Raw genomic sequence first — 16175 nt, 5'->3', positions numbered from 1 at the left:
CTTTGCGTATAGCGGATCAGTCTTTCCAATGTACTTTGGCATCTTTAATAAAGGACAAGGTGACCATGATATTGACGAAAAATAGTGGGCATCCTCCAGCGATAATGGCGGTTTGAATTGGTTTTAAACCCCCAAGTGCGAGCAGAATGATGCCGATAACACCGACCAGCACAGACCAGCCGATACGCACTAATAAAGGTGGCTCAGAGCCTTCTTTCATAGAGCGACAAGTGGACATTGCTAGTGTGTAAGAACAGGCGTTAATTAAGGTGACAGTGGCAATAAAGCAGAGGATAAAGAAGCCCCACATTGTCGCTGTGCTCAACGGTAATGCCGCCCATGTCTCGATGATTGCGCGAGGTACACCGTATTGTTCAATCAGTTGTGGAATGTTGAGGATATTTTGGTCAATCAGTTGTATGGTGTTACCACCAAGAATTGTCCAAATTAACCAAGTTCCTGCGGTTAAACCTGAAACCATCCCTAAACATAATTCACGAACAGTACGGCCTTTAGAGATACGTGCTAAGAAGATACTCATTTGGATGGCGTAAATAACCCACCATGCCCAATAGAAGACAGTCCAACCTTGAGGGAATCCACCTTTACCGATTGGGTCTGTATAGAACAGCATACGAGGCATATACATCATCAATGTACCAACAGAGTCAGTGAAGTAATTGACGATAAAGCTCGCACCACCAACGATAAAGACCCAACCCAGCATTAAGAAGCTCAGGTAAGTACGAATATCACTGGCGATTTTCACCCCTTTTTGCAGACCGAATGCCACGCAAATCGCGTTTAATAAGATCCAGCAAGAGATAATAATGGCGTCTAATTGCAGGGTATGAGGAATACCAAATAAGTATTGAATACATTCAGTAACTAATGGTGTTGCTAAACCAAGGCTAGTTCCCATTGCCAGAATTAAAGCAACAAGATAGAAGTTATCAATAATGGTTCCGACGATCCCATTAACGTGTTTTTCACCAATTAACGGGGTTAAGGTGCTACTTGGACGGATAACTTCCATTTTGCGAACAAAGAAGAAGTAAGCGAATGCCACAGAAAGGAAACTATAAGTTGCCCAAGGTAAAGGACCCCAGTGGAACAAACTGTAAGCAAGACCAATTTCTTTAGCTTGAGTTGAGTAAGCTTCCATTCCAAAAGGAGGACTTGAAATATAGTAGTATATTTCAATCGAACCCCAGAAGAGGACGGCAGCGGATGTACAAGACGCAAACATCATAAAGATCCAGCTTGCGGTACTAAATTCAGGTTTATCTTCCCCAAGGCGTTTATTGGCATAACGACCGAAGACTAACCAAAACCAACCCCCGAACATAATGACCATGTACCATTCGAAGGCCCAACCCCAGACATTGGTAACATAGCTGAATACGGCATTAATCACTTCATTTGAAGCGTCAAGATCACGTACCGTTAGCCAGCATAAAATACCAACAATGATTAATGGCGGAAAAAAAACCTTCGGTTCTATTCCTGCCTTTTTATTATCTTTGCTCATAGGTAAATTTTCCAAATATATTTAACGCAGAAGTTTAAGTAGTGTTAATTCCTAATATCTAATAAAGCATTTGAGTTTATTTATGAGTATTTCGTCTATTGGTGTTTCATCATAATAGATAAATAAACTGATTGGCTAATCCACAAATCGATTAATGATGATGAATAATGGATATTATAAGAAATCCATTCTGTTATTCACTTCACACTATTCTTTTTGTCGATTTTATGTTACGTTTTATAACGTTTCGTTTTCATTATAACTGATTGATAATTATATCTATCTCTTTGTATGTAATAGGGTTGTTATATTCTGTCTTTCAATATTGTTGATCTTGGTGGCAATATTGAACGTTAAATACCGTTATATTTATTATTTTCAATATTGTTGATCGATGTAGCAATATTGAAAGTTGTTCACTTCAATTAAAACTAATTTCAATATTGGTGATATGTTTAGCAATATTGAAACCTATCCGTTATTTATTTAGTAATGTTCAATATTGGTGACCTAGGTTTAATTTTTTAATCTCTTAATTGTGTTAATTCTATATTACATTGCCAGAGCAAATGACATTATTTATTAATTTCAGGAGATGTAATGAATATTATTACATGTTACAAGAGTGTTCCCGACGAGCAGGATATTACAGTAAATAGCGCAGACAGTTCGCTGGATTTTTCTCGTGCTAACACCAAAATCAGCCAATATGATTTAAATGCGATTGAAGCCGCTAATCAGCTTAAGACTCAACTTGATGGCATTCAAATCACGGCAATGAGCGTTGGTGGTAAAGCACTGACAAACGCGAAAGCACGTAAAGACGTTCTTTCTCGTGGTGCTGACGAACTCGTAGTTGTGGTTGATGACCAATTTGAATCCTCTTTGCCTTACCAAACAGCGGTAGCATTGGCGGCGGCGGCGACTAAAAAAGGTTATGACTTAATTCTTTGCGGTGATGGCTCGGCGGATCTCAGCTCACAACAAGTTAGTTTGCTGGTGGGTGAATTCTTAAATGTTCCTGCGATCAATGGTATTAACAAAATTGTTTCTCTTTCTAATGACTCAATTACGGTTGAACGTGAGTTAGAAAATGAGATAGAAACACTGACCATTCCATTACCTGCTGTTATCGCGGTTTCTACCGACATTAACACACCTCAAATTCCTTCGATGAAAGCCATTCTTGGCGCAGCCAAGAAACCTGTTCAGCAATGGAGTGTTGCCGATCTTGGTCTGGATGCGATTACTGTGCGTTCAGAGCAAAAAGTGGCGGCACCAAAACAGAAAGTACGTCAACGCATCATTATTGAAGGTGATGGCGATGATCAGATTGCTGAGTTGGCAGAACATTTACGTAAAATTCTTAAGTAATAGGGGGAGTTATGAGCCAGTTTTCAACTGTTTGGGTATTTAGTGATGCACTTTCCCGTTTACCAGAATTAGTGGGTGGCGCTTCTTCATTAGGACAATCTATCAATGTATTTACATTGAATGATGAACAAAGCGTTGCTGCTTTTAAATTAGGGGCAACAGAGGTTTTCCAATTAGAAGGTAAACCTGACGATCGCATTATTGAAGACTATGCACAGAGCATGGTTGAAACCATCAAACAAAAAGGTGATGCAGGATTAGTGCTACTGCCTAATACACGTCGCGGAAAATTATTAGCTGCACGTTTAGGCCACCGTTTAGAAGCAGTCGTTTCTAACGACGCCCAATCTTTAAAGGCAGATGGTGATGCATTAGTGGCAAAACACATGGTTTACGGTGGCCTTGCCTTTGGTGATGAAAGCCTGAAAACCCCTTACTGTGTGGTAACTGCAAGCGTGGGTGCTTTTGATGTTGCACCAGAAACTGGCGCTACAGGTAATGCACAAAAAGTCGCATGGATTGCTCCAGCTCAAACTATCGTTCGCAATTCAGTTCAACCACGCGCAATCAATGCGGTTGATTTAGATAAAGCGCGCTTTGTTGTCAGCGTTGGTCGCGGTATCGGTAGCAAAGAAAATATCGTTATTGCAGAAGAGTTAGCGAAAGCCATTGGTGCTGAAATCGCCTGTTCTCGCCCTGTTGCTGAAAATGAGAAATGGATGGAACACGAGCGCTATGTTGGAATTTCTAACCTGATGCTAAAACCTGAACTCTATTTAGCAGCAGGTATTTCAGGACAAATTCAACATATGGTTGGCGCTAATGGTGCACAAACTATTGTTGCTATTAATAAAGACAAAAATGCACCTATCTTCCAATTCGCTGACTACGGCATTGTCGGTGATTTAATGAAGATTTTACCTGCATTAACTCGTCAATTATCTAACTGATTTATTTAAGCAGGGAAGGAAACTTCTCTGCTGTTTATCGCAAATTCTGGAGATGTTATGTCCGATTCCGAAGATATTTTCGATGCCATTATTGTTGGCGCAGGATTAGCAGGATCTGTGGCTGCACTTGTTTTGGCAAGGGAAGGCGCACAAGTATTGCTAATAGAAAGAGGTAACTACGCTGGCGGGAAAAATGTAACCGGTGGTCGTCTGTATGCACATACCCTTGAGCGCATCATTCCTGAGTTTGCGCAAGATGCGCCTGTTGAACGCGTGATTACTCATGAAAAATTGTCATTTATGACTGAAACCGGCGCAATGACAATTGATTACCAAAATACGGAAGGAAAGAACCCAAAAACGGCCTCTTGGTCTGTATTACGTGGTGAGTTTGACCAATGGCTAATGGAGCAAGCCGAAAACGCGGGTGCGCAATGTATTACGGGTATTCGTGTTGATAAGCTTGTTGAACGTGATGGCAAGATTGTTGGTGTTGAGGCAGATGGTGATGTGTTAGAAGCCAAAGCGGTGATCCTCGCCGATGGTGTGAATTCTATCTTGGCTGAACAGTTAGGGATGACAAAACGTGTTGCCGCTGAAAATGTGGCCGTGGGTGTAAAAGAGATCATCGAACTGCCTGAAAGTGTCATTAAAGATCGCTTTAATCTAAAAGATAACGAAGGTGTGGCTTGGTTATTTGCAGGTTCGCCTACCGATGGATTGATGGGTGGCGGTTTCTTATATACCAATAAAACCACGCTTTCTTTAGGTCTTGTCTGTGGGCTTCACCATATTAAAGACGCAAAAAAATCAGTGCCACAAATGCTGGAAGATTTTAAACAGCATCCCGTTGTTGCTCCGCTAATTGAAGGCGGAAAAATGGTGGAATATGGTGCACACGTTGTTCCTGAAGCTGGATTAAGAATGCAAAACGAATTAGTACGTGATGGCGTATTAATTGCTGGTGATGCTGCAGGGATGTGTATGAACCTAGGCTTTACTATCCGTGGCATGGATTTAGCGATGGCATCAGGAGAAGCCGCTGCAAAAACCGTGCTCTCTGCCATGGAGAAAAATGATTTTAGCAAGCAAACGCTAAATGAATATCTCAAACATTTAGAAGATGGCCCGTTACGCGATATGAAAGCCTATCAGCGTATGCCTGATTTACTTGATAACCCTCGTATGTTCACCGCTTACCCTGAAATGGTAGTTGGTATTGCAAAAGATCTCTTCACTGTAACGGGTGAAGCGCCAGTACCGATGCGCAAAACCATGATGCGTCATACCAAAAAAGTGGGCTGGATGAATCTGATCAAAGATGGGATCAAAGGAGTAAAAGCAATATGAGTTCTCCCGTAAATGTCGATGTCAAATTAGGCATCAATAAATTTAATGTCGATGAGGAAAATCCACATATCGTCGTTAAAGAGCAGCCTGATATGCAGGTATTGGAAACCTTAGTCAAAGCATGTCCAGCAGGTCTTTATAAAAAGCAAGAAGATGGCACCATCAGCTTTGACTATGCAGGGTGCTTAGAGTGTGGAACTTGTCGAATTCTTGGTTTAGATAGTGCGCTTGAAAAATGGGAATACCCACGCGGAACGTTTGGCGTGGAATATCGTTACGGATGATGTATCGCTACTTTTCTCCCAGTGCTGCTCCGGCCTGGGAGCTTTTCTTTTTTGCTTTATTTAGAAAAAATACCAGGACGCAGTCATGCAACCCAGAAACTTTGATGACATCCGTTTTACCTCTGTGCATCGTCGAGTGATGTTATGGGGGAGTGGCGGCCCTTTTCTTGATGGCTATGTATTAGTGATTATCGGTGTGGCGTTAGAGCAACTCACACCGTTATTACAGCTTGATACACAATGGATTGGTCTGCTTGGTGCGGCAACTTTAGCAGGGCTTTTTATTGGTACGTCACTCTTTGGTTATATTTGTGACAAAGTCGGTCGCCGTAAAATGTTCCTTGTGGATATTGTGGCTATTGCCATTATTTCTATTGCGACGATGTTTGTCTCCACGCCGGTGGGTTTGTTGGTGATGCGATTCCTTATTGGGATTGTGATTGGCGCCGATTATCCTATTGCGACCTCGATGATCACTGAATTTTCTAATAAAAAACAACGCGCTTTTGCTGTCGGTTTTATTGCTGCAATGTGGTATATCGGGGCGACTTGCGCCAACTTAGTCGGCTATCTTTTATATGATATTGCAGATGGTTGGCGTTGGATGTTGGGTAGTGCCTTTATCCCTTGCGTGATTATTTTAATTGGTCGCTTTGATTTACCTGAATCACCGCTGTGGCTAATACGCAAAGGGCGCATTAAAGAGTGTAATGAGATGATGATAAAACTCTTTGGTGAACCCGTAGTATTTGAAGCGGAAGATGCCAAAACAACGCGTTTTATCGAGTTATTTAATAAACGTCACTTCTCTTTTGTTCTGTTTGTTGCGGTCATTTGGACTTGCCAAGTTATCCCGATGTTTGCCATTTATACCTTTGGGCCACAGATTGTCGGTTTATTGGGATGGGATGCGGGAAGAAGTGCGGCACTGGGGAATGTGGTGATTAGCCTGTTCTTTATGTTTGGGTGTATTCCTGCCATGTTTTGGTTAAATCAAACAGGGCGACGTCCACTATTGATTGGTAGTTTTGGCATGATGACATTGGCATTATTGGTGCTAGGGGTTTTCCCTGATTTACCTATCTTATTTGTCATCTTAGCGTTTGCGACTTACGCCTTCTTTTCTGGTGGCCCCGGAATTTTACAATGGCTCTATCCTAACGAATTGTTTCCGACTGATATTCGTGCCTCAGCAGTGGGCATTATTATGTCAATAAGTCGTATCGGTACGGTTATTTCAACGTGTGCTCTTCCTGCCTTTATCGCCACTTATGGTATTAACACCACGATGCTGGTAGGGGCTGCGATCTCTTTATTCGGCATGCTAGTCTCTGTGTTGTTTGCACCAGAAACCAAAGGATTAACACTCAATCAAACCTCAACCATGCCAATGCGACGAGGAAAATAGTCTGTTTAATCGATGATTAATAAAATAAGTTAAGTGATTTAAATTACTTTTTATTTAGATGTTATAAAATTTAATCATTATTGTATTTATTTTTATATTATTTTGATTTAAATTATAACGTCAATGTTTATTGATAAGATTTGTTTATATCTTAAAGTTAGATAAGTATATTTATATTAAAAAGAGAGTGTTTTATTATTTTTATTTAAATAAAACGACTCTCCTTTTTCTTTATTAAAAATAACACCTTTATAACGCCTTGGTTTCAAATTTATCTCATTGTTATTAATTACTCTTCAATTACAAATTATATTTAACCCACCAAATCTAGACCTCAATCACAAATCTCTCTCAGACTATTCAAATGACGAAAAACAGTTCGTTATTTACCAAGAATGAATAATTTCCCCTACCCAGAATAAGGTCATTACAGACGTAAACACCAGCAAAGAAGCGGTTGAGTAGGTATTTATGACCTTATTAGAAACGACAGTTAAAGAATGTCTAAACAATGTAGTAAAGCAACATGCTTTACAAATAGCCTTGATTGAAAGCCAAAGTAAAAAGACACTTTCTTGGCAACAATTACAACAAGAAGTAGAAAGTGTTGCGCGTGGTTTTTTAGCCATTGGTTTAAAAAAAGGTGATCGTTTAGGTATTTGGTCTGCTAATAGTAAAGAGTGGATAATTTGTTTTCTTGCCGCTGCTCAAATTGGTGTTCCTGTTGTTTGTATTAACTTTCATTTTAAGAAAAGAGAGTTATTAGATTTATGTCGATTAACCGGAATTAAAGCACTCTGTTTTTCTGATGGTTTTAAAAGTAATCATTTTATTGAGGTTATTAATTGTCTTTCTAAAAAAGCATCTGAAAATAAAGATGTATTACCCCAGTTATTTATTAGCATGGGAAATGAACATGCAGAAAAAGGTGTCTCTTTATCTCAATTAAAAGAAGTTAGCCAAAAAATATCAGATAAAGAATATCAACATGCGGTTGCACAAGTCAGTGTAAAAGATTTGCTGACTATCCAAATGACCTCTGGCAGTACAGCAATGCCTAAAGGTGTCATGTTAAGCCAATATAATGTCATTAATAATGCCATGCTGTCAGCACAACGCTTAGGTGTTATGCATGACGATGTAATTTGTCTTGCCGTTCCTCTATTCCACTGTTTTGGACTCTCTTCCTGCCTCTTTTTTGCATTAACAACCGGATGTCAATTAGTTCTTCTAGATAACTATTGTGCTGAAGATGTTTTAAAAGTGGTGCAAGACTATCGTTGTACTGTTATGCATGGCGTACCAACGATTTTTAGCCGCTTAATAAAGCACGAGCAGTTCTCTCACTACAATTTATCTAGCCTTGATAAAGGCATTATCGCAGGGGCGAGTTTTCCTCCTGCGTTAATCGATGACATCGAAAATATCCTCGGCATGAAAGGGATCACCGTCTCTTATGGCCAAACAGAAGCTTCACCTTGTTGCACTCAAACTCTCCCTAATGATGCTTTAGAGATCAAACGCAGCTCTATTGGTAAGCCTTTACCTTTTGTTGAAATGAAAATTATCAATCCCAAAACAGGCAAACCGGTGCCAGTGGGCACTTTAGGTGAAATTTGCACGCGTGGCTTCCATGTAATGATGGGTTATGACAATGCGCCAGATAAAACTAAAGAAGCGTTAGACGAAGAGGGTTGGTTACACACGGGGGATATTGGTTATGTCGATGAACAAGGAAATTATCACTATGCCTATCGCATGAAAGAGATTGTGGTACGTGGCGGTGAAAATATCAGTCTTTGCGAAATAGAAGAAGCGATTGCTGAATATCTCGGTGTTGATGCGACAAAAGCATTTGGGATCCCGTCTGCTGATTTAGGCGAAGAAGTGATTGCCACTATTTGTGTGCAAAAAGGCCACAGCATTGGTGAAAGTGAATTACGTGAATTTCTACAAGAGCGACTGGCTCGCTACAAAATCCCCAAAGAACTCCATTTCTTTACAGAATTTCCTCATACCCCTTGCGGAAAAATTGATGTGCAAGCACTGAAATTGCAACTGGGTTATAGCGTTTCAATCAAGGATGAAAAAACCAAAGTAGCGGGTTAAGTGACAACGGATTTATCCACATTCTGACAACAGCAGTATGAAGTCTAAAAATAATTAGGAGAAGAAATGACAAGTCATAAAGCATTGGAAGGCGTCACCGTAGTTGAGTTGGCGACCTTTATCGCAGTACCCGCAGCGGGTCGTATTTTAGCTGATATGGGTGCGAACGTAATCAAAATCGAATCTCCAAGTGGCGATAACTTACGCTATACCGCACCAACAGAAGGTCGCCCATTAGATCAACATGAAAACACCAGTTTTGATTTAGAAAACGCCAATAAACGTGGGATCGTGTTAAATACGAAAACAGAAGCAGGGAAAAAAATCCTGTTTGAACTGTTAGAAAAAGCAGACATTTTCTTAACTAACTGGCGTCCCGGTGCAAGAGCACGCGCAGGTTTAGACTATGAAACGTTAAAACAACGTTTTCCAAAGTTAGTGTACGCTAGCGTGACAGGTTATGGTGATGAAGGCCCAGATAAAGACTTACCAGGATTTGACTACACCGCATTCTTTGCGCGTGGTGGTATTTTAGGCTCGCTGTACCAAAAAGGCACAGTACCTATGAACGTGATCCCAGGACTTGGCGATCACCAATGCGCATTAGGCTTGGTTTCAGGTGTGTTAGCCGCTTATATTCGTGCTAAAAATATCGGTCAAGGTGAGTATGTTTCAACTAACTTACTGCATACCTCAATTTATACCCAAGCAATCATGATCCAAGCGGCACAATACCCTGATTATGGTCAGCCGTATCCAATCGATCGCCGTAATACCACCAGCCCATTTATTCTGGCTTATAAAACAAAAGATGACCGTTTTATTCAAGTCTGTATGCCTGTTTACGATGCTTATTATCCAACCTTTATTTCTTGTATTGGTCGTCCAGATTTAGCTGAAGACGCACGTTATACCCGCCTACAAGAAGTGGCAAAAAATAATCGCTCTCCTGAATTATATGACCTGATTTGGCATCAAGTTGAGCAAAAAACAGCATCGGAGTGGGCAGATATTTTCACCAAAAATGATATCCCATTCAGCATTGCACAAACTTGGGAAGAAGTGTTGGAAGACAAGCAAGCTTGGGCAATCAACACCTTCTACAACATGAAATACAAAAATGGCAGTGAAAAAGCCTTAGTTCGCCCACCAATTGATTTCTTAGAGAGTGGTTTACCTGAATATCGCCGTGGTCCTTTGTTAGGTGAAGACACACCGTCTGTATTAGCTGAATTAGGGTATAGCGCTGAAGAGATAGCAAACCTTGAAGCCAATAAAGATGTGATGACGTGGAAAGAATAATCCACTTACTTTTTTAATTTTCAGGAGAGCAAAGGCATGCAACAAGACATTTTCACAATGGGCGTTGATATCGGATCGTCTGCATCAAAATGTATCATCATGAAAAATGGTGACGCTATTGTCGCGAAGTCGTTGGCATCAGTCGGTGCTGGGACATCTGGCCCTGAAAAAGCGATCAATGAAGTATTGCGCCAATTTGGCGGCGATCTCAGTCAGATCAGCTGGATCTGCGCAACAGGATATGGCCGTAATTCTCTGAAAGAAGCCAATAAAGAAGTGAGCGAACTGAGCTGTCATGCGAAAGGTGCACACTTTCTTTTTCCGGGCGTGAAAACGGTGATTGATATTGGCGGTCAAGACGTTAAGGCACTTCATATGGATGGTGCCGGCCGTTTATTAAACTTTGTGATGAATGATAAGTGCGCTGCTGGTACAGGACGCTTTCTCGATGTGATGTCGCGAGTATTAGAAACCAAAATTTCCGATCTTGCTCAAGAGGGCGCTAAGTCCACTAAAAAAGTCACGATTAGCTCAACCTGTACCGTGTTCTCTGAATCGGAAGTTATCTCCCATCTCGCAAATAACGAAACAATACCCGATGTGATTAATGGTATTCACCGCTCTGTAGCTAGCCGTATTGCTGGTCTGGCAAAACGGGTCGGTGTTGAAGCCCCTGTTGTTATGACAGGCGGTGTTGCCAGTAATTTTGAAGTTGTTCGTTATGTTAGCGAAGAGTTGAACGCCTCTATCTCCACCTCTCCATTATCACAATACAACGGGGCGATAGGCGCCGCCATTTATGCCTTTGAAGCGTACCGCCATCAACTGGAAGACGATGCGTTAACAATAGGAACATCAAAATGAGCAATGTAGATATGAATGCGCCGGATTATATTCCTGCGAAAAAACGACTGCAAAAAATCGCTGCTGATGCTTATCAGCGTGCGTGGGACGCGAAAAACAGCGGTGAAAAAATAGGGTGGTGTGCCTCTAACTTCCCTCAAGAAATCGCTGAAACATTAGGTTTATGTGTGGTTTACCCTGAAAACCAAGCTGCTGCAATTGCAGCGAAAGGTGCGGGTTTAAAAATGTGTGAACACGCAGAAAGCATGGGATATTCCAACGATATCTGTGCTTATGCTCGCATCAGCCTCTCTTACATGGATATTAAACAGTGTGAAGAGATGGATATGCCACAGCCAGACTTCTTGCTGTGCTGTAACAACATCTGTAACTGCATGATCAAATGGTATGAAAATATCTCTTATGAGCTGAATATCCCGATGATCCTTATCGATATTCCTTATAAAAATGACTATGACACCGATGATGTCACGGTGAAATACGTTCAAGCTCAATTTGATGATGCGATTAAACAACTCGAAAAAGTTACTGGCAAAGTCTTCTCCGAAGAGAAATTCAAAGAAGTTTGTGAGATCTCACAACGTACAGGGCGCGCATGGTTAAAAGCGGCAGAATATTGCCAATATGAACCGTCTCCAATGAATGGTTTTGATCTCTTTAATCACATGGCTGTTGCGGTTTGTGCTCGCGGTAAATTAGAAGCTGCACTGGCTTTTGAGCAACTGTGTGAAGAGATGGAACAAAACATCAAAGAGAAAAAATCGACTTATCGCGGAGAAGAAAAATACCGTGTTCTTTTTGAAGGTATCGCCTGCTGGCCTTATTTGCGTGCTACATCGACTCCGTTAAAAGAGCAGGGTATCAACGTTACCGCTACTGTTTATGCGACCGCATTTGGTGTGATTTATCAAAACAGCGACGAGATGATGCGTGCTTACTCTTATGTTCCTAACTGTGTCTCTGTTGAGCGTGCTGCGGATATGCGTATTGACGTTAGTCGTCAGAATAAAGTGGACGGCGCGATTATTCACGTTAACCGCAGTTGTAAGCTCTGGAGTGGCATTATGCCTGAAATTGAGCGCCGTATTCGTCATGAACTTAAGATCCCAACAGTGACTTTTGATGGAGACCAAGCTGATCCTCGTGTTTTCTCTGAAGCGCAGTATGTCACCCGTGTTGAAGCATTGACTGAAATTATGGCTGCTAATAAAGCAGAAATGAAAAAGGGAGACATTTAATGAAAACATTAACGGAGTTGTTTGATGAGTTACAAGCCGTGGTGGATAACCCTGTTGCTCAATTAGAGGGTTTTATTCGCAGTGGCAAAAAGGTTATTGGTTGTTTTCCTGAATATACCCCGAATGAAATTGTCTATGCGGCAGGTATGGTGCCTTTTGGTATTTGGGGTGCAGAAGGACGTGAGATCTCAGAAGCGAAGAAATATTTCCCTCCTTTTTATTGTGCGTTAGCGCTTTCTTCTCTTGAAATGGGATTAGATGGTGCGCTGAATAAACTATCAGCAGCCATAATTCCTTCTTTGTGTGACACCTTAAAATGCTTAGGGCAAAACTGGAAAGCTGGTGTGCCACAAGTGCCTTTTATCCAACTGGTGCATCCACAAAATCGTAAAACCCCAGCAGGTATTGCTTTCTTAACCGAACAATACAAAAAAATTGCACTGCAATTAGGGGAAATTTCAGGTCAGCCTGTGACAGATGATGCACTGAAAAATGCGATTCATCTGTTTAATCTGCGTCGTGCCGCGTTACGCGAATTCTCAGAGATGGCTGCACTTCATCCAAACTTAATCACACCACAACGCCGTAATACCGTGATCAAAAGTGGTTACTTTATGGATGTCGTTGAACATACAAAAGCCGTTGAAGCCATTGTTGCACAATGCAAAACCTTATCCCCAGAACCTTGGAAAGGGCACAAAGTTGTTGTGACAGGCATTATTGCGGATAGCCCTTCTATTCTACAAATTTTGGCTGATAACAAGATGGCGATTGTGGCGGATGAAGTCGCACATGAGTCTCGTCAGTTCCGCCAAGATATCCCTGAAAACAAAGCACCTTATGAAGCGATGGCAGAGCAAATCGCTCAGCTTGAAGGGTGTTCGCTTTTGTATGATCCAGAGAAAAAACGCGGTCGTTTAATTGCCGACATGGTGAAAAACACGGGTGCTGATGGTGTCGTTTATTTGCTGACGAAGTTTTGTGATCCCGAAGAGTTTGATGCCCCTATTGTGAAGAAATTCCTCGATAGAGAAGGCATTCCTTCCATCATTATCGAAATCGATCAGCAAACTAAAACATATGAACAGGCAAGAACGGCACTGCAAACTTTTGCAGATGTGCTTTCTGCTTAACAACGTTAACCAATAGTCACAAAAGACCTGCGTAATGTACGCAGGTCAATTGAACCCTAACACATATAAGTGGGGCAATCATGGGTATTATTTGTTTAATCATCGGGCTAGCGATATTAATGATTATGTGTATGAAAGGCATACATATTTTCATTTCTGTCTTTACCACTAGCCTGTTTCTTGCTGTGACTGCATGGCTTGTATCACCAGATATGCTTAATCCTGTCGATGCACTATTACAAGTGTATACCGGCGGATTAGGTGGTTATTTTGGCAGCTTCTTCTTCATTTTCGTACTCGGTGCGATTTTTGGCAAACTAACCGCTATCAGTGGCGCTGCTGATAGTGTTGCCTCTTTTATTATTGGTAAATTTGGTGAAAGAGCCGTTATTCCTTCATTAGTTGCGGCTTGTGCCATTTTAGCCTATGGCGGTGTTTCAGTGTTTGTTGCACTGTTTACCGTTTATTCAATGATGGTGAGTTTATTCCGCAAAGCGAATCTTCCTCGCAGACTTATTCCGGCTGTTTATTTTGCAGGTGCGGGTACGTTTGTGATGATAATGCCAGGATCACCACAAATCCAAAACCTTATCCCAATGAAATTCTTAGGTACTTCGGCTACTGCTGGTTTAGTACCAGGTATGTTGACTGCACTGTTCCAAGTCACCTTAGTTATTATTTATCTCACTTGGTTATTTAAGCGTGTAAAAGCAAAAGGCGAAGGCTGGGTTGAAGACGAAAAAACTGCAAAAGCAGAGGAAGGTAAGAAAGATCGTCAGCTACCTAATGTGCTAGTCGCATTACTCCCTATGCTTATTCTGCTTGTCGTGCTGAATATCCTGAAATGGGATCCTGCTATTGCACTGTTCTGCGCGATTATTGCCGCTTTAATTGTGTACTTACGCTACCTCGATTGGAAAAAACTCGTCCCTAATTTAGCCGCAGGAACGATGGAAGGGGTGACCTCCCTCTTTAACACGGCGGTTATTGTTGGGTTTGGTGCGTTAGTTATGACCTTACCTGCGTTCAAAGAATCATTCCAAGCAATTGCTCAATCGGGTCTTAATCCACTTGTTGTGACTGCAATTTCAGTCGGTGCCTTGGTATTTATCAGTGGTTCAGGCTCTGGTGCGTTAAGTATTGCTATGCCAATGATTGCGGCAATGTTCCCGGCAACTGTGGTTGATCAAGGCTCCTTACACCGTGTAGCCACAATGGCATCTATGAGTACAACACCTCCATTTAACGGATTGATTATTACTGTCTTTAGCGTCTGTGGTGTCAGCCATAAAGAGGGATACGGTCCTGTGGGTACATTAACCCTCGCTATCCCACTGTTAGCCATGATGTTTATGTTGCTGCTGTACACCTTTTTACCTGCATCTATAGCGACGATGTAGAAATAAACCCATTAATGCGTGCGATAAGACGACAAACGTGAAGTCGCACGCCATAGAGATAACCATAAATATTCTCAGAGGAAAATAAACATGGATTTTCAGCTAACAGAAGAACAAGTCCTGATCCGCGATATGGTCAGAGAGTTTGTTGAAAACGATATTAAACCAATTGCAGGTGCAATTGATAAAGAGCATCGTTTTCCAAGTGAAAGCATCGCCCCGATGGCTGAATTAGGACTCTTTGGTTTCAATATTGATGAAGCTTATGGTGGTACAGAGGCGGATGCAATTAGCTATGTATTAGCAACAGAAGAGATGGCAAAAGTCAGTGCCTCTCACGCGATGATCATGGGTTCACAATGCTCTTTAACGGGCCCAATTATTCAAAAATATGCTAATGAAGAGACTAAAGCACGCATTTTACCGGGCGTAGTGTCTGGCGAAAAATTAGGGTGCTTCTGTTTGTCTGAACCAAGCGCGGGTTGTGATGCTGCGGCTCAAGAAACAACCGCTGTTCGCCAAGGCGATAACTATGTAATTAATGGCTCTAAATTGTGGATCACCGCAGCACCTCAAGGTGCGTTCTTTATCGTATTTGCTATGACAGATAAAAGCAAAGGCGTTAAAGGGATCACTGCATTCTTAGTTGAGCGTGACAACCCAGGTATCAGCATCGGTTTACCTGAAGACAAAATGGGGATGAACGGTTCTGAAACCTGCTCTGTGAGTTTTAGTGATTGCGTTGTTTCAGCCAGCGCCATGTTAGGCGAAGAAGGTAAAGGCTTTAATATCGCGATGGAAACCTTAGATGGTGGGCGTTTAAGTTGTTCTGCGCTTGCATTAGGGATCGCGCAAAGTGCATTAGATGCCACGATTGCTTACACCAAAGAGCGTATTCAATTTGGTAAACCAATTGCTGCTAATCAAGGTATTCAATGGGTATTAGTGGATATGGCAACCCGTGTTGATTGCGCACGTATGCTGGTTTATCGCGCTGCGGCTGCCAAAATGGCAGGTCTTCCTTATACCCGTGAATCTGCTCAAGCCAAACTTTATGCAGCAGAAGCTGCCACTTATGTGACTCAAAAAGCCGTCCAATTACATGGTGGTATGGGTTACACCAAATCCTATCCTGTTGAACGTCTGATGCGTGAAGCAAAACTCACCGAAATTTTTGAAGGCACAAGTGAAGTGCAACGCATGGTTATTGCTAAACATATTTTAGCGTAATG

The 16175-nt window shown here is 41.6% G+C and carries 13 protein-coding genes; 12 read left to right on the top strand and 1 reads right to left on the bottom strand.

The features are described from left to right. Window positions 1-16: 16 nt before the first annotated feature. The gene (gene caiT, locus DK857_RS13090; RefSeq protein ID WP_098941839.1) at window positions 17-1531 is read right to left on the bottom strand and encodes an L-carnitine/gamma-butyrobetaine antiporter; all 1515 of its coding nucleotides are present in this window, start codon (window positions 1529-1531) and stop codon (window positions 17-19) included. Window positions 1532-2131: 600 nt separating this feature from the next. On the opposite strand from caiT, the gene DK857_RS13085 reads away from it, so the two are divergent. The 12 genes from DK857_RS13085 to DK857_RS13030 all read left to right on the top strand — a co-directional run bounded on the left by DK857_RS13085 (window position 2132) and on the right by DK857_RS13030 (window position 16173). Continuing rightward, window positions 2132-2905: an electron transfer flavoprotein FixA gene (locus DK857_RS13085; RefSeq protein ID WP_109402393.1), complete on the top strand. Its 774-nt coding sequence runs from the start codon at window positions 2132-2134 to the stop codon at window positions 2903-2905. Window positions 2906-2916: 11 nt separating this feature from the next. Next, window positions 2917-3855 (top strand): FAD-binding protein, encoded by a 939-nt coding sequence (locus DK857_RS13080; protein ID WP_109402392.1) that lies wholly within the window; start codon window positions 2917-2919, stop codon window positions 3853-3855. Between the two features lie 57 nt (window positions 3856-3912). Then, on the top strand, window positions 3913-5205 hold the full coding sequence (gene fixC / locus DK857_RS13075) for an FAD-dependent oxidoreductase FixC (RefSeq protein WP_109402391.1): 1293 nt from the start codon (window positions 3913-3915) through the stop codon (window positions 5203-5205). Beyond that, window positions 5202-5489, top strand: coding sequence for a ferredoxin-like protein FixX (gene fixX / locus DK857_RS13070; RefSeq protein ID WP_023582978.1), 288 nt, complete (start codon window positions 5202-5204; stop codon window positions 5487-5489). The genes fixC and fixX overlap by 4 nt, the downstream gene beginning before the upstream one ends. A gap of 85 nt (window positions 5490-5574) precedes the next feature. After that, the gene (locus DK857_RS13065; protein WP_098941843.1) at window positions 5575-6897 is read left to right on the top strand and encodes an MFS transporter; all 1323 of its coding nucleotides are present in this window, start codon (window positions 5575-5577) and stop codon (window positions 6895-6897) included. A 471-nt stretch (window positions 6898-7368) separates the two neighbouring features. Next, the gene (locus tag DK857_RS13060) at window positions 7369-9006 is read left to right on the top strand and encodes an AMP-binding protein (protein WP_109402390.1); all 1638 of its coding nucleotides are present in this window, start codon (window positions 7369-7371) and stop codon (window positions 9004-9006) included. A gap of 66 nt (window positions 9007-9072) precedes the next feature. After that, complete coding sequence (locus DK857_RS13055; protein ID WP_109402389.1) at window positions 9073-10308, top strand: CaiB/BaiF CoA transferase family protein; 1236 nt, start codon at window positions 9073-9075, stop codon at window positions 10306-10308. A 36-nt stretch (window positions 10309-10344) separates the two neighbouring features. Further along, window positions 10345-11172, top strand: a complete 828-nt coding sequence (locus DK857_RS13050; RefSeq protein WP_109402388.1) for an acyl-CoA dehydratase activase — start codon at window positions 10345-10347, stop codon at window positions 11170-11172. After that, complete coding sequence (locus DK857_RS13045) at window positions 11169-12410, top strand: 2-hydroxyacyl-CoA dehydratase subunit D (RefSeq protein ID WP_109394952.1); 1242 nt, start codon at window positions 11169-11171, stop codon at window positions 12408-12410. Before DK857_RS13050 ends, DK857_RS13045 begins: the two co-directional genes overlap by 4 nt. Next, window positions 12410-13543: a 2-hydroxyacyl-CoA dehydratase subunit D gene (locus DK857_RS13040; protein WP_109394954.1), complete on the top strand. Its 1134-nt coding sequence runs from the start codon at window positions 12410-12412 to the stop codon at window positions 13541-13543. The genes DK857_RS13045 and DK857_RS13040 overlap by 1 nt, the downstream gene beginning before the upstream one ends. A gap of 80 nt (window positions 13544-13623) precedes the next feature. After that, window positions 13624-14943 carry a GntP family permease gene (locus tag DK857_RS13035; RefSeq protein WP_072069069.1) on the top strand — a complete coding sequence of 440 codons (1320 nt, stop codon included), beginning with the start codon at window positions 13624-13626 and terminating at the stop codon, window positions 14941-14943. 90 nt (window positions 14944-15033) lie between these two features. After that, complete coding sequence (locus DK857_RS13030) at window positions 15034-16173, top strand: acyl-CoA dehydrogenase family protein (protein ID WP_109402387.1); 1140 nt, start codon at window positions 15034-15036, stop codon at window positions 16171-16173. The last annotated feature ends 2 nt before the right edge of the window (window positions 16174-16175 follow it).

The sequence above is a fragment of the Proteus terrae genome, assembly GCF_003144325.1.
Taxonomy (GTDB): domain Bacteria; phylum Pseudomonadota; class Gammaproteobacteria; order Enterobacterales; family Enterobacteriaceae; genus Proteus; species Proteus terrae.
Note: the sequence above shows the minus strand (reverse complement) of the source record. Positions and strands in the feature narration are given on the sequence as shown.